This is a genomic window from Xenorhabdus miraniensis (assembly GCF_002632615.1).
Genome location: NZ_NITZ01000009.1, coordinates 62,900 through 84,353, shown reverse-complemented (window position 1 = coordinate 84,353; position 21,454 = coordinate 62,900). Strand labels below are relative to the sequence as shown.

At 45.5% G+C, this 21,454-nt stretch carries 16 protein-coding genes and 1 riboswitch; of the genes, 12 read left to right on the top strand and 4 right to left on the bottom strand.

Annotation, left to right across the window (positions count from 1 at the left end):
* Positions 1 to 531, bottom strand: a complete 531-nt coding sequence (gene rppH, locus Xmir_RS35310) for an RNA pyrophosphohydrolase (protein WP_099113998.1) — start codon at positions 529 to 531, stop codon at positions 1 to 3.
* A gap of 116 nt (positions 532 to 647) precedes the next feature.
* Positions 648 to 752: riboswitch (TPP riboswitch) on the top strand.
* Positions 753 to 854: 102 nt separating this feature from the next.
* Between rppH and thiB the strand changes: the two genes are divergently transcribed.
* Genes thiB through thiQ form a run of 3 tightly spaced genes read left to right on the top strand, consistent with a single transcriptional unit; the run spans position 855 to position 4,136 of the window.
* Complete coding sequence (thiB, locus tag Xmir_RS35305; RefSeq protein ID WP_099113997.1) at positions 855 to 1,868, top strand: thiamine ABC transporter substrate binding subunit; 1,014 nt, start codon at positions 855 to 857, stop codon at positions 1,866 to 1,868.
* Positions 1,844 to 3,448, top strand: a complete 1,605-nt coding sequence (gene thiP, locus Xmir_RS35300) for a thiamine/thiamine pyrophosphate ABC transporter permease ThiP (RefSeq protein WP_099113996.1) — start codon at positions 1,844 to 1,846, stop codon at positions 3,446 to 3,448. Before thiB ends, thiP begins: the two co-directional genes overlap by 25 nt.
* Positions 3,441 to 4,136, top strand: a complete 696-nt coding sequence (gene thiQ / locus Xmir_RS35295) for a thiamine ABC transporter ATP-binding protein ThiQ (RefSeq protein ID WP_099113995.1) — start codon at positions 3,441 to 3,443, stop codon at positions 4,134 to 4,136. Before thiP ends, thiQ begins: the two co-directional genes overlap by 8 nt.
* Positions 4,137 to 4,568: 432 nt before the next feature.
* Here thiQ and Xmir_RS35290 read toward each other — a convergent pair whose 3' ends face one another.
* Entirely contained in the window at positions 4,569 to 5,714 is a 1,146-nt protein-coding gene (locus Xmir_RS35290; RefSeq protein WP_339373879.1) for a hypothetical protein, read from the bottom strand.
* A 910-nt stretch (positions 5,715 to 6,624) separates the two neighbouring features.
* On the opposite strand from Xmir_RS35290, the gene Xmir_RS35285 reads away from it, so the two are divergent.
* The 3 genes from Xmir_RS35285 (at position 6,625) to rluA (ending at position 12,954) form a co-directional block, all read left to right on the top strand.
* The gene (locus Xmir_RS35285; RefSeq protein ID WP_422646039.1) at positions 6,625 to 8,967 is read left to right on the top strand and encodes a DNA polymerase II; all 2,343 of its coding nucleotides are present in this window, start codon (positions 6,625 to 6,627) and stop codon (positions 8,965 to 8,967) included.
* 217 nt (positions 8,968 to 9,184) lie between these two features.
* Entirely contained in the window at positions 9,185 to 12,094 is a 2,910-nt protein-coding gene (gene rapA, locus Xmir_RS35280; protein ID WP_099113992.1) for an RNA polymerase-associated protein RapA, read from the top strand.
* Between the two features lie 206 nt (positions 12,095 to 12,300).
* Complete coding sequence (gene rluA, locus Xmir_RS35275) at positions 12,301 to 12,954, top strand: bifunctional tRNA pseudouridine(32) synthase/23S rRNA pseudouridine(746) synthase RluA (RefSeq protein ID WP_099113991.1); 654 nt, start codon at positions 12,301 to 12,303, stop codon at positions 12,952 to 12,954.
* Positions 12,955 to 12,985: 31 nt separating this feature from the next.
* Here rluA and djlA read toward each other — a convergent pair whose 3' ends face one another.
* A complete protein-coding gene (gene djlA / locus Xmir_RS35270; protein WP_099113990.1) occupies positions 12,986 to 13,810 on the bottom strand; it encodes a co-chaperone DjlA in 825 nt (274 codons plus the stop codon).
* A 182-nt stretch (positions 13,811 to 13,992) separates the two neighbouring features.
* Between djlA and lptD the strand changes: the two genes are divergently transcribed.
* The 6 genes from lptD (at position 13,993) to apaH (ending at position 20,759) form a co-directional block, all read left to right on the top strand.
* Positions 13,993 to 16,341, top strand: coding sequence for an LPS assembly protein LptD (gene lptD, locus Xmir_RS35265; protein WP_099113989.1), 2,349 nt, complete (start codon positions 13,993 to 13,995; stop codon positions 16,339 to 16,341).
* 69 nt (positions 16,342 to 16,410) lie between these two features.
* Positions 16,411 to 17,715, top strand: coding sequence for a peptidylprolyl isomerase SurA (gene surA / locus Xmir_RS35260; protein WP_099113988.1), 1,305 nt, complete (start codon positions 16,411 to 16,413; stop codon positions 17,713 to 17,715).
* On the top strand, positions 17,693 to 18,706 hold the full coding sequence (gene pdxA, locus Xmir_RS35255; protein WP_099113987.1) for a 4-hydroxythreonine-4-phosphate dehydrogenase PdxA: 1,014 nt from the start codon (positions 17,693 to 17,695) through the stop codon (positions 18,704 to 18,706). Before surA ends, pdxA begins: the two co-directional genes overlap by 23 nt.
* The gene (gene rsmA / locus Xmir_RS35250) at positions 18,699 to 19,514 is read left to right on the top strand and encodes a 16S rRNA (adenine(1518)-N(6)/adenine(1519)-N(6))-dimethyltransferase RsmA (protein ID WP_099113986.1); all 816 of its coding nucleotides are present in this window, start codon (positions 18,699 to 18,701) and stop codon (positions 19,512 to 19,514) included. Before pdxA ends, rsmA begins: the two co-directional genes overlap by 8 nt.
* A gap of 37 nt (positions 19,515 to 19,551) precedes the next feature.
* The gene (apaG, locus tag Xmir_RS35245) at positions 19,552 to 19,929 is read left to right on the top strand and encodes a Co2+/Mg2+ efflux protein ApaG (protein ID WP_099113985.1); all 378 of its coding nucleotides are present in this window, start codon (positions 19,552 to 19,554) and stop codon (positions 19,927 to 19,929) included.
* Positions 19,930 to 19,931: 2 nt separating this feature from the next.
* Positions 19,932 to 20,759, top strand: coding sequence for a bis(5'-nucleosyl)-tetraphosphatase (symmetrical) ApaH (gene apaH / locus Xmir_RS35240; RefSeq protein ID WP_099113984.1), 828 nt, complete (start codon positions 19,932 to 19,934; stop codon positions 20,757 to 20,759).
* A gap of 45 nt (positions 20,760 to 20,804) precedes the next feature.
* Here apaH and folA read toward each other — a convergent pair whose 3' ends face one another.
* Entirely contained in the window at positions 20,805 to 21,290 is a 486-nt protein-coding gene (gene folA, locus Xmir_RS35235; protein ID WP_099113983.1) for a type 3 dihydrofolate reductase, read from the bottom strand.
* Positions 21,291 to 21,454: the final 164 nt, after the last annotated feature.

Sequence of the window (21,454 nt, the reverse complement as noted above, 5' to 3'; positions counted from 1 at the left end):
CTAACTTCTTCTACGACGATGTAAATAAGGTGAATGTATCTGTGAAGCAGATTCCTGTATTGGCATCACAATGGAAGAAAATTCTTTCATCACGCGGCGGTATACATCCCGTTTAAAGGAAACCACTTGCCGGACAGGATACCAATAACTAACCCAACGCCAGCCATCAAATTCCGGCGTATTACTGCGCTGCACATTAATATCTGCTTCATTACACAGCAACTGCAATAAAAACCAGCGTTGCTTTTGCCCAATACAAACAGGCTTTGTATCCCAACGCACCAAACGCTTGGGTAATTTGTAACGCAACCAACTACGGGTCGAGGCGAGAACCCGTACGTCTTTGCGACTTAAACCAACTTCTTCGAACAACTCGCGATACATCGCTTGCTCTGGTGATTCCCCCGGATTGATACCCCCCTGAGGAAACTGCCAGGAATGCTGCCCATAACGGCGGGCCCACAGAACCTGCCCTTGGCGATTACAAATTACAATTCCTACATTCGGGCGGTAGCCATCATCATCGATCACCAGACTACCTCTCGATAAAATACATTTGAAAAGATGGCTAATTGTTTCACACTCATCTCAAGCGGTAAACCTCTATGATTGGACTTTGCAGACGTAGCCTAAGTCTCTACAATACCGCCATCTCAACGGGGTGCGGCTGTAATAAAACAGTTTTGCTGAGAACAAACCCGTCGAACCTGAACCGGTTAGTACCGGCGTAGGGATTTGAGACGCTAGTCATTGATATAAAATAAGTAATTATCATTTAGCACCTTCTCAGATCCTTTGCCAATCTGCCAATAACGAACGTTAATAACTAATGTCCATAAGTACAGGAGAGCAAAGTGTTTAAGAAATTATTTTTCAGCTTTATCGCCATCAGTACGCTATTGATTTCTGCCTGTGTCTTTGCCCAAGCATCTCAATCGAAGCCAACATTGACAGTTTACACTTATGATTCATTTGCCTCTGAATGGGGGGCTGGGCCAGCCATTAAAAAAGCCTTTGAAGCAGAGTGTGGTTGTGAACTGAAACTTGTTGCTCTGGAAGATGGCGTATCCCTACTGAACCGTTTGAGAATGGAAGGCAAAAAAACATCAGCAGATATCGTGCTGGGATTGGATAACAACTTGATCCAAGCCGCCCAACAAACAGGATTGTTCACAACAAGCCATGTTGATGTATCAAAACTGAAATTACCCATCTCATGGAACAATACAACATTTATTCCTTACGATTACGGTTACTTTGCCTTCATTTACAACAAGAACACCTTACCTCATCCACCAAAAAGTATGGATGAATTAATCAATAGTCACCAGAACTGGAAGATTATTTATCAAGACCCGCGCACCAGTACTCCGGGCTTGGGCTTCCTGCTCTGGATGCAGGATCTCTATGGCGATAACACCGCACAGGAGTGGCAGAAAGTAGCCAAAAAGACGCTTACTGTCACGAAAGGGTGGAGTGAAGCCTATGGCCTGTTCCTGAAAGGCGAAGGTGATATGGTGCTGAGCTATACCACTTCACCGGGTTATCACATCATGTCAGAGAAAAAAGATAACTATGCGGCGGCGATATTCGAGGAAGGGCATTATTTGCAGATTGAAGTCGCAGCCCAATTAGCCTCAAGCAAACAGCCTGAGCTGGCACAAAAGTTCATGAATTTCATGGTATCGCCGGCATTCCAGCAAGCCCTTCCGACAACCCAATGGATGTATCCCGTGATTGATATTCCTTTACCTGAGGTTTTCAAGCAACTCACGGTTCCTGAGAAATCCCTGCTATTCAATGCAGATGATGTGGCAAAACACCGTACCAAATGGATCCGTATATGGCAAAGCGCTGTCAGCCGTTAATTGCGGGTTGGATATTGCCGGGGGTTATTGCCTCCGGCCTGTTAATTATCGTTGCCCTGTCAGCATTTGGGACGCTGTGGTTCAATGCGCCTGAAAGCAACTGGCAGACATTCCTGCATGACAGTTATCTCTGGCATGTTATTCAGTTCACCTTCTGGCAAGCGTTCTTATCTGCCGTATTATCGGTAATACCCGGCATTTTCCTCGCAAGGGCGCTTTATCGCCGCCATTTTCCGGGCAAAATGTTGTTTCTGCGCTTATGCGCAATGACATTGATCCTTCCTGTTTTGGTCGCTCTGTTTGGTATTCTCACTGTTTATGGTCAAACCGGCTGGCTGGCAAATATTTCCCAATGGATAGGGGTGGAATACCGTTTTACGCCTTATGGGTTGCAAGGAATTCTACTGGCGCATATCTTCTTTAATATGCCGATGGCAACACGCTTATTGCTGCAATCTCTGGAAAATATTGCCATCGAACAACGGCAACTTGCAGCCCAGCTTGGTATGAGTGAATGGCAACATTTTCGTTTTGTGGAGTGGCCTTATCTGCGCCGCCAAATTTTGCCGACAGGCGCACTGATTTTCATGCTGTGTTTTGCCAGTTTTGCCACTGTGCTTGCATTGGGTGGTGGCCCTGCGGCGACCACTATCGAACTGGCTATTTATCAGGCAATCAGTTATGACTATGATCTCTCTCAAGCTGCCCTGCTCGCCCTGATACAACTTTTTTGCTGCCTCAGCTTGGTATTACTTAGCCAAAAACTCAAAGGCACCTTTTCTGTCGGTTACAGCCATCAACGAAAATGGCGCAATCCACAGGATTCATGGCTGAGAAAACTATCCGATGGTTTACTGATTAGCGTGGCGTTACTACTTCTGCTGCCTCCTTTGCTAGCCGTCATTGTCGATGGACTGAACCTCAGTATTTTTACTGTCTTGAGCCAGCCCGCTTTATGGCAGGCCCTTATCACTTCCATCTTTATTGCACTGGGCGCCGGATTACTTTGTGTCGTACTGACCATGATGCTGCTATGGAGTAGCCGCGAATTACGTTTACGTCATTTATCGCGCTGGGGGCAAGCAATGGAAACCAGTGGCTTGTTAATTCTTGCCATGCCGGGCATTGTCCTTGCTACAGGTTTTTTCCTTTTACTGAATACCACTATTGGCATACCCCAATCACCTTACGGATTGGTTATCTTGACCAACGCACTGATGGCGATCCCTTATGCTCTAAAAGTATTAGAAAATCCTATGCGCGATCTGGCTGAACGCTACAACCCTCTATGCCGTTCCCTCAATATTCAGGGTATTCATCGGCTGCGTCTCATTGAGCTTAAAGCACTGAAAATCCCATTAGCACAAGCACTGGCTTTTGCCTGTGTATTGTCAATTGGTGATTTTGGGGTTGTCGCATTATTTGGCAACGAAGATTTCCGTACTCTGCCCTTCTATCTTTATCAACAAATTGGGGCATACCGCAGTCAGGATGGTGCAGTCACCGCGTTCTTACTGCTCCTTCTCTGTTTTATTTTATTCACTGTTATTGAACGTCTACCGAGCCGACGCCATGATTAAACTCGATAATGTCACTTATACTTACGAACATCTTGCCATGCAGTTTGATGTGAACGTTAAAGCCGGGGAACGCATTGCGATCCTCGGTCCAAGCGGAGCAGGCAAAAGTACCTTATTAAGTTTAATGGCGGGCTTCCAATTTCCTGAGCATGGCAAAATCTGGCTGAATAATGAAGATCATACGTATACTCCTCCTTCTAAGCGGCCCGTTTCTATGTTATTTCAGGAAAACAATCTGTTTTCCCATTTAACCATTGCGCAAAATATTGGTTTAGGTTTACACCCCGGATTGCGCTTAAATACCGAACAAAAGCAAACACTCCAGCAGATCGCTACTCAGGTATCGCTGGAGGAATGCCTCTCTCGCTTACCCGCTCAACTTTCTGGCGGTCAACGCCAACGCGCAGCATTAGCGCGTTGCTTGGTTCGCCATCAGCCTATTTTATTGCTGGATGAACCCTTTTCAGCACTTGATCCTGCTTTACGCAATGAAATGCTGGAATTGCTGGATCAAATCTGTCGTGAACGCCAAATCACTCTATTGATGGTGTCTCATAATCTCGATGACGCTGCAAAAATCGCTCCACGTTCGTTACTGATTGTGGATGGGAAAATTCGTTATGATGGTGCAACAGAGAAATTGATGAGTGGAGAGGCGGCTGAGGCGGCGGTTTTAGGGATAGGTTGAATTTTGACATTTTACACAGACAAAATATTGCCTGACTATTGTCAGTCTTAATTTAAGGGCATGCGACTGTTTCATAAAACTGCACCTTAATCAATTAATGCCTAACTTTTGGGGTGCAGTTCAAATTTTGATATTTTTTCAGAGGGATATCCCCTGAGATAACGGGTATCAATTTCTAACTCAGGATAAACCGAGTGCAGATAATTTATTATTGTTTGATTAATCATGGGATAACTCTTTTTGAGCCTTGAAAAATAGAAGTATCCAAGCAAGGATGTAGCTGCTAATGAACCCTATGATTATCTTGAAAAAACTTATACATTCTATAAAAATATTTTTGGACGTAATTCGATTTATTGTCATTGATTCTTGGAGTCAAGTTGGTATTTGTCCTAATTAAATAAAGCGCCATTTAATGGCGCTTTATTTAAATTATTTATTATCTTCCAACCCCACCTTTTTATAAACCACCAAATTTTCACGATCTTGACCTGGCCTATGCCCCTGCCAAAATAACACCATGCCTTTAGGTGCAGGATCTATCTCTTCAGATAAAAATAAAACAAGCAACCAATCACATTTTTTGGGGGCATCAAAGGTTTTCTGTTGTTGATGCAAAATATGGGCATAGTAATAGAGCATTGGAGCTTCAGATTCACCAATATTATATGAAGCCATGCAGTCATTATATCGATATACCCCTGCTAACTTCTCCTTTAAATCAAGAAAAGTGCCTTGATAACCTTTGGTGTAGTCAATCCAACCGACAAATAATGTAAAGACTAATCCCCAAACTGTGGCAATACCCAGAACCCAGTTTTGTGCGGCGTGCAAAGCGGGAGATTTAGAAATAAGCCAATTTTTGGCTACCCATATTGCCGTAATTAAAACAGCGATAGTAAATATAAATCCAGAAAAATGTATCTGATAACTCATTGGCAACCATCTGCCAAGTGGCGTTAACCAGTGTTTATAATCCGTGGAAAGTGCTAAGAAATAACAGACCCATAAAAATATAATCAGAACAGACCAAAGTATGGAGGAAAATAAGGTTAAATATTTATAGATTATTTGAGGTATTTTAATGAAAGTCTCTGTTGCTAAAATAGCCATAGGTGCAATAAAAGGCAGTAAATATAATGCCCGGCCAGAGGCTGATATTTGCAATAGAACAACACCTAATACAACAAATGCGGAGCAAAGGAAATAGTGCTCATCAGATAATGACTTGATTGGATTCATTAATATGAAGATGAAAGCTAAAACACCTGATGGCAGAGCGAATAAAAGCACGGCTTCGGGGATCATGGTCAAATTACCTCTGGCTCCGAGGTCTTCAACAGAGAAACCTAAAAAGCGACCGATATTGTTATCCCAAAACCAGACTTTAAATAAATCAGGATGTTCAATAAGTAACATGACTGGCCACGGCAGGATGAATACCAGTGCAATAACGCCTGACAAGAAAGTATTTAACCCATATTGTTTAGTTCGACACTGTTTTAGAAAAACGGGGGCAAGAAGCAAGCAAATCCATAATAATCCCGGAATAAATACCCCTTTTGATAACAATGTCATAACCGTACCGATAATTAACCATAAACAGGAGTAACTGGTTTTTTCTTGTTTGATTAATCCCAGTAAACCATATAAGCCGATGGTTGTTCCTGCTATCAATGAGGTATCAGTAAACATATCGTGACTGTGACGAACCAAACCGGGAGCACTTACATACAACGCAAAGGCAATCCATATCCGGCTGTCTGTAAAGTGTCTGGCATCAAATACACGCCGGGATAACAAAATAAAAAAGGAAAAATTGATTATAGAAAAAAATAAAGTGGCGGTTCTGGCTGCATCATACATCGGAAGCCAAGAGGACAATAAATGTATAAACGAGGTTGCTGTCCAATAATACAGAGGGGGCTTTTCCATAAAAGGTTGCCCCGCGTTTTTGGGCACTAACCAATTTCCCGTTTCATACATGGTTTGAATAATACCAAAACTATAATTTTCATCTTGTTTCCAGGGAGTATGCCCATAAATACCAGGTAATAAATAAAGCAACGTGAAAGCTAGAAATAACAGTAATGCTTTGATATCTGTCTGAGTCAGTTTATTGGGTTTATTCATCAATATTTACCAGATTCAATTAACATTTATCTTCTCCATAAAAACCGATAACATCTTATACAATTAAAAATAATAACAAAAGGAACCTGCCATAACTAGATTAGAATTCAATCCATTATAGTTGGTTAATATCATTGATATTAACTTAATAAAATTAAATCTATTGAAATGAATTTCTAAATTTTACTGACAATATTAATTAATAAATACAATTTCTTCAGGGAATTTTTATTCCCACCCCAAGCCTTAATCCCACAAAAAACACTGTATGAATAACCACTATCAGTGCTATGATTGAAATTACCTTTACAAAACCAGATATGGCTGATTGCTTTTAATAAAGAAAACCATGCAGATAAATCACGTTGAACAAGGTTTTATACTGACTCGTCACTGGAAAGATACTTCGTCTGGCATCGAGTTAGTGTATTGGCTGGCGACAGATAACGGGGCACGTCGCATCACAATTCCTCATCAAAAAGCCGTTGCCTTTATTCCTCAACATGATTTACCTAAAGCCAAGCGTTTATTGGCACAAGAAAGACATTGCCAACTGAACGCCTTGCCACTGAAAGATTTCAACCGTCAGCCTGTCTCAGCACTGTATTGTTTACAATATCACCACCTGCAATACCTGGAAAAAAACCTTAAAGAACAGGATATTCCGCTCTACGAGGCTGATATTCGGCCGCCCGATCGGTTTATGATGGAGCGCTTTATTACCGCCCCTGTCTGGTTCGGCCAGAAACCTGACGGAAGTTATCAGATGAAAACCAATCCCACCTATCGCCCTAAGCTGAAATGGGTATCTCTGGATATTGAAACCAGTCAGCATGGGGAGTTGTATTCCATTGGCCTGGCGGGATGTGGTGAGAAAACAGTGTTTATGCTAGGGCCGAAGAACGGCAACCAGCAGGATCTCAATTTCAAACTGGAATATGTCGCCAGCCGTCCACTGATGCTGGAAAAACTCAACGAGTGGCTGGCTCATTACGACCCTGATGCCATTATTGGCTGGAATCTGATTCAATTTGATTTAAGGGTGTTACAGCAACATGCTGAGCGCTATAACGTGCCATTAAAATTCGGCCGTAATCAGGGCCTGCTCGAATGGCGTGAACATGGCTTTAAAGCAGGGCACTTTTTTGCCTCAGCAGAAGGCCGCTTGATTATTGATGGTATCGAAGCGCTGAAAACGGCAACGTGGAATTTTCCTTCATTCAGCCTTGAATATGTTGCACAAGCGCTATTGGGAGAAGGGAAATCCCTTGATAATCCCTATGACCGCATGGATGAAATCAATCGTCGCTTTCAGGAAGATAAGCCCGCCCTCGCCCACTATAATTTGCAGGACTGTATTCTCGTCAATCATATTTTTGAGAAAGCGGATCTCATGGCGTTCTTATTGGAACGCGCCACGGTAACAGGCTTGGCGGTGGATCGCAGCGGCGGTTCTGTGGCTGCGTTCACCCATCTTTATCTGCCAAGAATGCACCGGATTGGCTATGTCGCTCCCGTTCAGCCAACTTATTTCGATGATAACAGTCCGGGGGGTTTTGTGATGGATTCATTCCCGGGGTTGTATGATTCGGTATTGGTGCTGGATTACAAGAGCCTTTATCCTTCGATTATTCGCACATTCCTGATTGATCCCGTTGGCATGGTCGAAGGAATTGCCGCTCCCGACTATGAACATGCTGTCCCCGGTTTTAAGCAAGCCTTCTTCTCCCGTACGCAACATTGCTTACCCGATATCGTTACGCAAATCTGGTACGAACGTGACAAGGCCAAAAAGCAACAGAACGCTCCGCTTTCCCAAGCCCTGAAAATTATTATGAATGCGTTTTATGGGGTACTCGGTGCTTCCGGCTGCCATTTTTTTGATCCTCGCCTGACATCCTCAATTACCATGCGTGGGCATAAAATCATGCATCAAACCCGTGAGTTAATAGAATCACAAGGCTATCAGGTGATTTATGGCGATACAGATTCTACGTTTGTCTGGCTGAAACGCCTCCATTCTGAAAAAGAAGCCAGCCAAATTGGGCATGCGCTGGCGCAATTTGTTAACCAATGGTGGAAAAATCATCTCAAAACCGAATTCAACCTTGAAAGTGTGCTGGAATTAGAATTTGAAACGCACTATCGGCGCTTCCTGATGCCAACGGTACGAGGTGCGGAGCAAGGCAGTAAAAAGCGCTATGCCGGGCTGAGTGGCGACAAAGTGATTTTCAAAGGGCTGGAAACGGTAAGAACTGACTGGACACCACTCGCACAAATATTCCAAAAGGAGTTATATACTCTGATCTTCCATCAGAAACCCCATCAGAATTATGTCCGTGAGTATCTTGCCAAAACGCTGGCAGGTGAGTTTGATGATCACCTTGTTTACCGCAAACGGCTACGCCGCAAATTGTCTGAGTACCAGCGCAATGTTCCCCCTCATGTCAGGGCCGCACGTTTGGCGGATGAATATAACCAACAGCATCATCGCCCATTGCAGTACCAAAACGGAGGCTGGATCAACTATATCATCACTCAATCCGGGCCTGAACCGTTGGAAAATCAGACTTCACCCCCCGATTATGAGCACTATATCAATAAGCAATTGATGCCGATTGCTGATGCTATCTTGCCATTTATTCAGGATGACTTTATGACCTTGCTGACAGGGCAAATGAGCATCTCTTTTGAGTAATGGATATTTTTGCAGGTGACGGCTTGCTCAGCATCAATTAACATATCGCCCCTCTAAAGGGGAATGGTGCTTTTGTGACCTCGTTATCAAAAAACAGGCGCTATAAAGTCCATTGAAAACTATCCCTATCGATAACCAATGATGATCGATATCCAACAAAAGCAGCCATCCTGCAACCATAAATAACATTGTCTAACAGAAAACTGAGCCCAAATTTATGCCATTTACTCTTGGTCAACGCTGGATAAGCGATACAGAAAGCGAACTTGGATTAGGAACAGTCGTAGCGCTTGATGCGCGCATGGTAACGTTGCTTTTTCCTGCCAGCGGAGAAAACCGCCTTTACGCACGCAATGACTCCCCCATTACCCGCGTTATGTTTAATGTGGGCGATACCGTGACCAGTCACGAAAGCTGGAAACTCAAGATCGATGATGTTCAGCAAGATAATGGCCTGCTGATCTACGTCGGTACTCGTCTGGATACCGAAGAAGAAAATATCTGCCTGCGGGAAGTTTTTCTGGATAGCAAACTGACGTTTAATAAGCCGCAGGATCGTCTGTTTGCCGGTCAAATTGACCGCATGGATCGCTTTGCACTGCGTTTTCGCGCCCGTAAGCACCAGAGCGAACAATTTCGGCTGGCTGAAAGTGGGTTACGTGGTATTCGTGCCAGTTTGATCCCTCACCAGTTACACATTGCCAATGAAGTGGGTAAGCGTCACGCCCCCCGTGTGTTACTGGCGGATGAAGTTGGTCTGGGGAAAACCATTGAAGCGGGCATGATTATCCACCAGCAATTGATGGCCGGGCGTGCCGAGCGGGTGTTAATCATTGTGCCAGACAGCTTGCAACATCAATGGCTGGTAGAAATGCTGCGCCGATTCAACCTGCGTTTTTCGCTGTTTGATGATGGCCGGTATAGCGAAGCGCTGCATGACAGTGACAACCCCTTTGAAACCGAGCAATTGGTTATCTGTTCCCTGGATTTTGTTCGCCGCAATAAGCAGCGTTTCGAACATCTGCTGGAAGCGAGCTGGGATTTAATGGTGGTGGATGAAGCTCACCATTTGGCGTGGAGCGAAAAAGCCCCAAGCCGCGAATATTACGCTATCGAACAATTAGCAGAGCAAATTCCTTCTGTTCTGCTGCTGACAGCGACACCTGAGCAGTTGGGGCAAGAGAGCCACTTCGCCCGTCTGCGTCTGCTGGACGCAAACCGCTTCCACGATTATCAGGCATTTATTGATGAACAACAGAAATATCGTCCTGTTGCTGATGCTGTCACGTTATTGTTGTCCGGTGAAACGCTGAATAATGACCAGCAAAATGTGATTGTTGAGCTGATCAGTGAGCAGGATATTGAACCTCTTCTGAAAGCAGCAAACAGCCATCAGGATGAAGAGAGCGAAAATGCTCGCCGTGAACTGATCTCTATGCTGATGGATCGCCACGGCACCAGCCGGTTGCTGTTCCGTAATACCCGTGGCGGCGTGAAAGGTTTCCCTCATCGCGAACTGCACGAGATTAAGTTACCGTTGCCTGCCCAATACCAGACGGCAATCAAAGTTTCTGACATCATGGGCGCCAAAAAAACCGTGGAAGCGCGCGCCAAAGATATGCTCTATCCTGAGCGGATCTATCAGGAGTTCGAAGGTGAAAACGCCACATGGTGGAACTTCGACCCCCGCGTAGAATGGCTGTTGGGTTTCTTGATGGCAAACCGTGACGAAAAAGTTCTGGTGATCTGTGCCAAAGCAGAAACGGCGCTGCAACTGGAGCAAGTTCTGCGTGAGCGCGAAGGTATCCGCAGTGCCATATTCCATGAAGGCTTGTCCCTGTTGGAACGCGACCGTGCGGCGGCTTACTTTGCTTCTGAAGAAGAAGGGGCGCAAGTGCTGCTCTGTTCTGAAATTGGTTCCGAAGGGCGTAACTTCCAGTTTGCCAATCAGCTCGTCATGTTTGATCTGCCATTCAACCCTGATTTGCTGGAACAGCGTATCGGACGTCTGGATCGTATCGGCCAGAGCCGCGATATTAAGATCAGCGTGCCTTATCTGGAAAACACCGCGCAATCGATTCTCCTGCGCTGGTATCACGAAGGTCTGGATGCCTTTGAACATACCTGCCCGACCGGCCGTTCTATCTATGACAAGTATTATGAAGTTCTGTTGAACTTCCTTGCCAAGCCAAACGAGCAGGCGGGTTTCAATGAATTTATTGCGGAATGCCGCACACATCACGAACAACTCAAACAACAACTGGAACAAGGCCGTGACCGTCTGCTGGAAATGAATTCTAACGGCGGCGAGCAAGGCCAAAAACTGGCAGAAACCATTGCCGCACAAGATAACGATACGGATCTGGTGAATTTTGCCCTGAACCTGTTCGATATCATCGGCATCAATCAGGAAGATCGCTGCGATAATATTATCGCCCTGCAACCATCCGATCATATGCTGGTACCTGATTTTCCCGGATTACCGAAAGATGGCTGCTCCATTACGTTTAGCCGTGAGAAAGCGCTATCCCGTGAGGATACTCAATTCCTGAGCTGGGAACATCCAATCATCCGTAATGGTCTGGATTTAGTCTTGTCAGGAGATACCGGAAGCTGCGCTGTTTCTATTCTGAAAAACAAAGCACTGCCGGTCGGTACGCTGTTGGTTGAGTTAATTTACGTTGTTGAAGCACAAGCGCCTAAACATCTGCAATTGACCCGCTTCTTGCCACCAACGCCTGTGCGCCTCTTGTTGGATCTGAAAGGCACCAATCTGGCTCCTCAGGTAGAGTTTGAGAGTTTCAACCGCCAGTTAAATGCCATCAATCGCCACAATGCCAGCAAACTGGTTAATGCGGTACAAAAAGAAGTTCATGCGATTTTGCAGCAATCAGAGCCTCTGATTGAAAAGCAAGCGCGTAAATTGATTGAGAAAGCCAAAAAAGAAGCAGATGAAATCCTGTCAGCAGAATTATCACGTCTGGAAGCCCTGAAAGCGGTTAACCCGAATATCCGTGATGATGAGCTGGAAGCGATTGAATCTGAGCATAAGCATCTGTTGCTTAACCTTGATCAAGCGAACTGGCGTCTGGACGCTATTCGTCTGGTGGTTGTTTCTCATCAATAATAGTTTCTCACCAGTAATAGCGGTTTATCAGTAATGGCTTATCGCCAATCATTGATTTAAACTCAGGGGGTTTTCTTCACGAAAGCCCCCGTCATTTTTCCGATTTGACTATTTTTCGACTTTTCGACATAACTATTTTTCGACATAACTATTTTTCGACACGACTATTTTTCAACACGATCATCCTTCAACATATGGGAGCTATTATGCTGGAGTCTTATAATCCCCCGACAGATCCTTGGTTATATGTGCTGTACCAAGACGAGCACATTATGGTTGTCAATAAACCCAGTGGATTGCTTTCTGTGCCGGGCAAAGCAGAAGAGCACAAGGACAGTATCATGACACGGGTACAAGCGGAATTTCCCACTGCTGAATCAGTACATCGATTGGATATGGCCACCAGCGGTATCATGGTTGTTGCGCTGACTAAAGCCGCCGAACGTGAATTGAAGCGTCAATTCCGCGAGCGTGAACCGAAAAAAGTCTATATCGCGCGGGTATGGGGAAAACTGGAGCCGGAAGAAGGATTGGTGGATCTACCGTTAATCTGCGACTGGCCGAATCGCCCGAAACAGAAAGTCTGTTTTGAAACCGGCAAATCGGCACAAACAGAGTATCAGGTACTGGAGTATGAAGCACAAGCAACGCGGGTCAGGCTGGCACCAATCACAGGGCGCTCTCATCAGCTCCGTGTACATATGTTAGCACTTGGCAACCCTATTCTGGGGGATCGGTTCTATGCCCATGAACAGGCAAGGGAATTGGCACCTCGCCTGCAATTACATGCCCAAGAACTCTTCATTACTCATCCGGCTTATGGCACTCCAATGTATTTTGAGTGCCAGGCAGATTTTTAACGCATGCGCTTTTGGCACATTTGGATAAGCGCTATTTAAAGCCCTTCTCTTTTTTAATTAAATCGTAAGCAGACTGGATGGACTGCGCTTTTTGTTTCGCAAGTTCCATCATTTCTGGTGGTAAACCTTTCGCCACCAGTTTGTCGGGATGATGTTCACTCATTAGTTTTCGATAAGCCCGCTTAATGGTTGTGGCGTCATCCTGTTCATTGACGCCCAATACCTTACAGGCATCTGACAACGTCGCACGCTGCTGCCCACGACCTTGGTAATGCCCGTATTGCTGATTCTGCCCACCAAAATTCTGCCCGTCAAAATGACGCCCGCCTTCCATCATGGCAAGGAACTGTTCAAATTGAATACGGGAAATTCCCAGTTCTTCGGCGATAACAAATAAAACTTTTCTTTCGTTAGGATGCAGTTCACCGTCAGCAAATGCAGCCTGTAACTGAATTTCCAAAAACATCCGAGTCAGGTCAAAACGACCAACGCAAGCACGCCGTAATTGTCGTAATGTTTCACGCAGAGGGAACTGAGGCTGTTTGCCCTCACGAAATGCCTGCTGGGCGGCAAGCCTGGCTTCACCATGCAGTTGCATTCTGTCCATCAGTTGAGTGGCAAGCTGGATATCTGTTTCTGTTACCCGGCCTTTTGCTTTGGTTATATGCCCCAATACTTGGAAAGTACTGCGAAAAAACAGGGACTGTCGGGTCGGGCCTTTAGCATCGGCACCCAAATTTCGGGCCCTGACTTTGTCAAGAATGTGACCCAACAACACGCCAATCACAATCCCCCAAAAACCAGCACCAGACGCAATACCAAATATTAATCCAAATAATTTTCCCCAATACTGCATATAGTCTTCAATTCCCCAATGCCCTTAGCGCAATTTTGCATTATCATACTATTCATTAAGCTCTGTGCCTAACAACAAGATAAGCAAAGTTAAACTTTACTCTGGTGCATATATCTCAACTACGTTAGTCTCTGAACATTTGCCGGCACGATGGCACTGATGACGGAACCGCATAAACATCTATGAACAAATGTTATCCTACCCTGCTGGCCACGATGGTATGGGCCGCACTTTACAGTCAGCAAGCACATGCTGACCTCGCAGCACAATGTATGCTGGGTGTCCCTGTCTATGATAAGCCGATTATCACAGGTGATCCCAATAAAATGCCCGTTAACATTAAATCCGAAGATACTCGTGGCGAATATCCTAATGCGGTTGAGTTCATTGGTAATGTTGATATCCGGCAGGGAAATAAAACGCTGACAGCCGATAAAGTCAGGCTTGAGCAAACACAAGATAAAGAACTCGTTCGTACTATTACCGCAACAGGTAATGTCAGCTATGATGACCCTCAGATCATTTTGAAAGGGCCACGCGCCTGGGCTAATTTAAACAATAAAGACACCGACGTGGAACAAGGCAAATACCAGATGGTTGGCCGCCAGGGACGTGGCAGTGCAGATAAGATGATGTTGCGTGATGAAAACCGCTATACCATTTTAAATAACGGGATATTTACCTCTTGTTTGCCGGGCAACGATAGCTGGAGTGTTGTCGGTTCCGAAGTGATCCTGGATCGCGAAGAAGAAGTGGCTGAAATCTGGAATGCCCGTTTCCGGGTTGCCAACGTGCCAGTGTTTTACAGCCCGTATTTGCAGTTACCGATTGGTGATAAACGCCGCTCGGGTTTCCTGATCCCCAATGCCAGTTTCTCCAATAAAGATGGTTTCCAATTCCTGCTGCCGTATTACTGGAATATTGCCCCTAATTATGATGCCACGATCACTCCGCATCTTATCACTATGCGTGGCTTGAAACTGGATAATGAATTCCGTTACCTGACTAAAGCCGGTACGGGCACTGTTGCGTTGGATTGGATAGGCAACGACCGCCTGTACAGGGAAGACAAAAGACCTGAACGAGAGAGTGATAATCGCTGGCTCTTTTATTGGAACCATAGCGGCGTCATGAATCAGGTCTGGCGTTTTAGCGCCGACTATACCAAAGTCAGTGATCCAAGCTATTTTACTGACTTTACTTCTCAGTATGGTTCTAGCACGGACAGCTATGCGACCCAGAAATTCAGTATTGGTTATGCGCAACAGAACTGGAATGCCACACTCGCAACCAAACAGTTCCAGATTTTTACCATTGACGATAGAAGAAGAGCCTACCGGGCAGCCCCTCAGTTGGATCTGAATTATTATAAAAACGATTTAGGGCCATTTGATTTTCATGCCTATGCCCAAGCAGCTAAATTTACCAGCGTTGGTAGCCAGTGGCCTGATGCAACACGTTTGCATGTGGAACCCACCATTAACTTGCCACTTTCCAATAGCTGGGCCAGCATCAATAATGAATTTAAGTTGATGGCTACGCATTACCAACAGGATCTTACTGCTGCAACCAAAGCCAATAAAGTTACGGCTTCATTGGAGAGATCAGTAAACCGTCTCCTGCCTGTATTTAAATCAGATGCCAAGATGGTGTTTGAACGCGCCATGTATTTTAATCAGGATTATACCCAGACGCTGGAGCCACGCGCTCAGTATTTGTATGTGCCTTACAAGAATCAAAATAACATCAACAACTTTGATTCTTCCCTGCTGCAAGCCGACTATACCGGATTGTTCCGTGACCGCTTCTACAGTGGCTTAGACCGCATTTCATCTGCCAATCAATTTACGACGGGTGTAACTACCCGTATTTATGATGAAGATTTAGTTGAACGTTTTAGCCTGTCCGTAGGTCAAATCTACTACTTTGAACGTCCACGTACTGAAGATACTGAACCTAATTCAGGTTCTAAAGATATCATCGGGAACAAAAAGGGAACGGGCGCCACGACATGGGCTGGCGATACGCACTGGAGAATCAATGATTCCTGGGGATTCAAAGGCGGGCTGCAATATGATAACCGTCTGGGTAGTTTAACCATGGGTAATGCAGTAGTGGAATACCGTCGTGATGCTGATCGCATATTGCAGTTAAACTATCGTTTCGTTGACCGCGATTATATTCAGGCCACGCTCAAAGGCGGTGCGCCAGCTTATCAACAGGGTATTTCGCAGGTTGGAATGGTGGCAAGCTGGCCATTGACGGATCACTGGGCATTTGTCGGAGCGTATTACTACGATACCAAAGAGAAACAACCGGCGAACCAGATGGTAGGTCTGCAATACAACACTTGCTGTTGGGCAGTCAATGTGGGCTATGAACGCAAGATCGTCAACTGGAGATTCGGCAGCAGTCAGTATGACAACAAATGGTCATTCAATGTTGAACTTCGTGGCTTAAGTAACAATCACAGTTTGGGGAGTCAGAAAATGCTACAGCAAGGTATTCTTCCATACCAGCGCGCATTCTGATACCGATAAACTCTAATACCGATATACACAATAACCCCGCCAAGGCGGGATTGATATGATGGGAAATGTATGAAGAACTGGAAAGCGCTCATTCTCGGATTGATGTTTTCAGTAACCACTGTCGCAGTGGCTGCACCACAGGAACTCAATAGGGTAGCTGCCGTTGTTAACAATGATGTCGTACTGGAAAGTGACGTCAACAGCCTCTTACAATCCGTTAAACTCAATGCAAAGCATGCAGGCCAGCAAATACCGGATGAAAAAGCACTGCGTCATCAGATCATTGAGCGCCTGATTATGGATGACATCGTTTTGCAAATGGCAAAGCAGATGCAAATTACCATCCCCGATCAAGCCCTGGATTCTGCAATTACCGATATTGCTGCCCAAAACCACCTGAGCATGGCCCAGCTGAAACAGAACCTGACCGCAGATGGTATTAATTTTGACACCTACCGCAACCAAGTCCGCAAGGAAATGACGATTGCGGAAGTACGCAATAATGAAGTGCGCCGCCGCATCACTATCCTGCCACAGGAAGTTGATTCACTGGCGAATCAGCTCGAAAGCCAAAATAGTCAGGACTCGGAATTGAACATCAGCCATATTCTGATCCCTCTGCCAGAAAATCCAGATCAGGCTCAGGTAGAAAAAGCTGAAACCACGGTCAAAAAAGTTTTGTCTGAACTCAAGAATGGCGGGGATTTCGGCAAATTGGCCATCGCGTATTCTGGTGACAGCCAAGCCCTGAAAGGGGGAAATATGGGCTGGAGCAGGCTGCAAGAATTGCCAACCCTGTTCGCTGAACAGCTCCAATCTGCGCACAAAGGGCAGATTATTGGCCCGATTCGTTCTGGTGTGGGTTTTCACATTCTGAAAGTGAATGATATCCGTGGTGGTCAGACGCCGATTGCAGTCACTGAAGTGAATGCCCGTCATATTCTGCTGAAAACATCACCGGTTATGAACGACGAGCAGGCGCGTAACGAATTAATGAAACTCAGGGAAGAAATTTTAAGCGGCAAAACGACATTCGAAGCAGCAGCAAAAGAGTATTCTGAAGATCCCGGTTCCGCCCTGCGTGGTGGAGAACTGGGCTGGAATTTGCCGAGTGCTTATGACCCGGCTTTCCGTGATGCCTTGACCAAACTGCAAAAAGGTGAGATCAGCCAACCCGTTCACTCTTCTTTCGGCTGGCACTTAATTCAACTGCTTGATAGCCGCAAAGTTGACAGAACTGATACAGCACAGAAAGATCGTGCCTACCGTCTGCTATTCAACCGTAAATTCAATGAAGAGGCACAAAGCTGGATGCAGGAATTACGCGCCTCCGCTTATGTGAAAATTTTAGATGGTAGCGATGCACAACAATAAACCCACTATCAACCCCATTGTCATCACCCCCGGCGAGCCAGCCGGGGTTGGCCCTGATTTAGTTATTGCCCTCGCCCAAAAAGAGTGGCCCATCCAATTGGTAGTCTGTGCTGATCCAGAGCTGATGCTCTCCCGGGCCAGACAACTGAATTTACCTCTGAGACTACAAACATACTCCCCTGAACACATTTCTTCATCACAAGCGACCGGAACCCTGACTATTCTGCCTGTCTCTCTCCAATCTCCGGCTATTGCGGGTGAATTGAACCGAGAAAATGGTACTTATGTCACGGAAACACTGGCAAAAGCCTGCGATGGTTGCCTGAATGGGGAGTTTTCTGCTCTGGTAACAGGCCCGGTGCATAAAGGCGTCATCAATGAAGCTGGCGTGCCCTTTACCGGACATACTGAGTTTTTTGCTGACCACAGCCAATGCTCAAGGGTAGTCATGATGTTGGCAACAGAAGAGTTGCGGGTTGCGCTGGCAACGACACACCTGCCAATTTTAGATGTTCCCAAGGCGATTACCTTTGATTCCCTCAGGGAAGTCGTCACCATTCTCAACCATGATCTGAAAACCAAATTCGGTATCCGACGTCCCCACATCTATGTTTGCGGCCTGAATCCCCATGCGGGTGAAGGCGGGCATATGGGGCATGAAGAAATAGACGTGATCATTCCTGCACTGGAGAGCCTGAGAGCAGAAGGAATTTGGCTGGAAGGCCCATTGCCCGCGGATACACTATTTCAGCCCAAATATTTGGATAATGCTGATGCGGTGCTTTCGATGTATCACGATCAGGGGCTACCCGTGCTAAAATACCAGGGTTTTGGCAGGGCCGTGAATATCACATTGGGCCTGCCATTTATCCGAACTTCTGTCGATCATGGCACAGCACTGGAGCTGGCGGGGACAGGTCAAGCTGATGTGGGTAGTTTTATCACCGCATTAAATCTAGCAATTAAAATGATACAAAACAGTAATGAATAATAAAGTCCATCAGGGGCACCATGCCCGTAAACGTTTCGGGCAAAACTTTTTAACCGATCAGTTTATTATTGACAGCATTGTCGATGCGATAAACCCACAGTCCGGTCAGGCTGTAGTGGAGATTGGCCCGGGTCTGGGAGCACTGACTGAACCCGTTGGTGAGCGCATGGATAAAATGACGGTCGTCGAGCTTGACCGCGATTTGGCGGCCAGACTGCATGTCCATCCGAAACTGAAAGATAAGCTGACAATCATTCAACAAGATGCGATGACTGTTGATTTTGGTCAGATTGCCAGAGAGCGCGGGCAGTCACTGCGTGTATTTGGTAATCTGCCTTATAATATTTCCACGCCATTGATGTTCCACCTTTTCAGCTATACTGATGCTATCGCTGATATGAGCTTTATGCTGCAAAAAGAAGTGGTGAATCGTCTTGTCGCTGGCCCGGGCAGCAAAGCTTACGGGCGTTTAAGTGTGATGGCTCAATACTACTGTCAAGTAATCCCTGTTCTTGAGGTACCGCCTACGGCATTCACGCCAGCACCAAAAGTGGATTCCGCTATTGTGCGCTTGATCCCGTACAAGACCATACCTTATCCGGTTCAGGACATCAGCATGTTAGCCCGGATCACAACCCAAGCATTTAACCAACGGAGAAAAACTATCCGTAACAGCCTTGGAAATATTTTTTCTGTTGAACAGTTATCTGAACTGGGTATTGATCCAACCACTCGGGCTGAAAACATTTCTGTCGAGCAATACTGTAAAATGGCAAACTGGTTATCGTCTCAGTCTGAAGTTGCCTGAAACCAACAAACAGTCGTTACAGTAACAGGAGGCACTTATGCTCAATGAACCAAGAATTTATATTCAAGTACAAAGTACCTATGTAGAAAGTCAATCACAGCCGGAACAACAGCGCTTTGTATTTGCTTATACAATATCAATTCGCAATCTTGGGCATTTCCCAGTGCAACTGATTAGCCGTTACTGGCGCATAACCAACAGTGATGGTCACCGGACCGAAATTCAGGGTGAAGGGGTTGTGGGGAAACAACCTTTGATCCCGTCAGGAACAGAATATACCTACAGCAGCGGGACAATCCTGGAAACACCTCTGGGTACGATGGAAGGTCATTATGAAATGATTGATCACGAAGGCCACCCATTTCGTGCCACCATTCCCGTATTTCGACTGGCAATTCCGACACTGATTAATTAATTATGGCGACATACCTTATCGGCGACATTCACGGTTGTTACCGTGAATTACGTGCCTTATTAGAACAAGTTGATTTTCATTCCGGCAAAGATACATTGTGGCTAACGGGCGATTTGGTTGCCCGTGGCCCTGACTCTCTGGCAGTACTTCGTTATATCAAGCAGCTCGGCACAGCAGTTAAACTGGTACTGGGTAATCACGATCTGCATTTGCTGGCGGTTTACGCAAAGATCAGCCGTAATAAGCCGAAAGACTTGCTGGATGAATTACTCTCTGCACCAGATATTGATGAATTGATAAATTGGCTGAGAAAACAGCCAATGTTACAAATCGATGATGAGTTGAAATTGGTCATGGCCCATGCGGGGCTCACCCCACAATGGGATTTAGAAACTGCCAAAACATGCGCCCGTGAAGTGGAAGCCATTCTTCGCAGTGACAGTTACCCTTTATTTCTTAATGAAATGTATGGGGATATGCCAAATAACTGGGCCCCTGAATTAAGTGGCCTTGCCCGGCTGCGTTACAGCACCAATGCACTGACCCGGATGCGTTATTGTTTTCCAAATGGTCAGTTGGATATGATCTGTAAATCTAAGCCCGAAAATGCCCCTGCTCCGTTGAAACCTTGGTTCGAATTACCGCGCAACATTCCTGAAGATTATGCCATTGCGTTTGGTCACTGGGCTGCGCTGGAAGGGCAAGGTGCTCCCGATGGTATTTATGCGCTGGATACGGGCTGCTGTTGGGGAGGTAAGTTGACAATGCTACGTTGGGAAGATAAACAGTATTTCAGTCAGGATTCAATGCTCACAAAATCAAAAGACTGAATTGACGACGCCGGAGTGCCTAAGCACTCCGCACGTAAAATAAAATCACTTTCTGCGTTCTAAGATTTCAAAACAATAGCTGTGTGAATTGTTTTCGTCTTCATCGTGATATTCAGTAAAAACTGAATTCCACTCATCAGGTTCATAATCAGGGAAATGCGTGTCACCGATCACTTCTGCATCAATGTGAGTCAGATACATACGGTTAGCCAGAGGAATAAACTGCTCATAAATTTTTCCTCCTCCCATCACCATAATCTCTTCAACATCACCAGCCGCAGCTAAGGCAGCTTCGATGGAGCTTACCCAAGTGACCCGATCATCGCTTGCAGGTTGACTGCTGATCACGATATTCAGACGTCCCGGCAAAGGACGGCCAATTGATTCATAAGTAACTCGTCCCATCACAACCGGCTTTCCGAGTGTGTTGCGTTTGAACCAGGCTAAATCACCTGGCAGAGTCCACGGCATGGAATTTTCCATACCAATAACTCGATCCATGGCCATCGCAGCAATCAAGCTGATATTCATTAAGTCACCTTACAGGCAAGTAGTATGAAAATTTGGGACACTATACGGAAAGGGTTACGCTCAGTCGATAAAATTAGCAATTTATTCAGAACAAATTGTTAGACTACACTCTAAATGTTAAGCAATTTATAGCGTAATCAACTTCTGGTTAGCAAAAAAGCACT

Bases quoted from the DNA above. Each gene is read 5' to 3' on its own strand.
- lptD (WP_099113989.1), top strand. From the start codon at position 13,993: ATGAACAAATGTTATCCTACCCTGCTGGCCACGATGGTATGGGCCGCA.
- apaH (WP_099113984.1), top strand. From the start codon at position 19,932: ATGGCGACATACCTTATCGGCGACATTCACGGTTGTTACCGTGAATTA.
- djlA (WP_099113990.1), bottom strand. From the start codon at position 13,810: ATGCAGTATTGGGGAAAATTATTTGGATTAATATTTGGTATTGCGTCT.
- pdxA (WP_099113987.1), top strand. From the start codon at position 17,693: ATGGTAGCGATGCACAACAATAAACCCACTATCAACCCCATTGTCATC.
- apaG (WP_099113985.1), top strand. From the start codon at position 19,552: ATGCTCAATGAACCAAGAATTTATATTCAAGTACAAAGTACCTATGTA.
- surA (WP_099113988.1), top strand. From the start codon at position 16,411: ATGAAGAACTGGAAAGCGCTCATTCTCGGATTGATGTTTTCAGTAACC.
- rsmA (WP_099113986.1), top strand. From the start codon at position 18,699: ATGAATAATAAAGTCCATCAGGGGCACCATGCCCGTAAACGTTTCGGG.
- folA (WP_099113983.1), bottom strand. From the start codon at position 21,290: ATGAATATCAGCTTGATTGCTGCGATGGCCATGGATCGAGTTATTGGT.
- rapA (WP_099113992.1), top strand. From the start codon at position 9,185: ATGCCATTTACTCTTGGTCAACGCTGGATAAGCGATACAGAAAGCGAA.
- thiQ (WP_099113995.1), top strand. From the start codon at position 3,441: ATGATTAAACTCGATAATGTCACTTATACTTACGAACATCTTGCCATG.
- thiP (WP_099113996.1), top strand. From the start codon at position 1,844: ATGGCAAAGCGCTGTCAGCCGTTAATTGCGGGTTGGATATTGCCGGGG.
- Xmir_RS35290 (WP_339373879.1), bottom strand. From the start codon at position 5,714: ATGACATTGTTATCAAAAGGGGTATTTATTCCGGGATTATTATGGATT.
- rluA (WP_099113991.1), top strand. From the start codon at position 12,301: ATGCTGGAGTCTTATAATCCCCCGACAGATCCTTGGTTATATGTGCTG.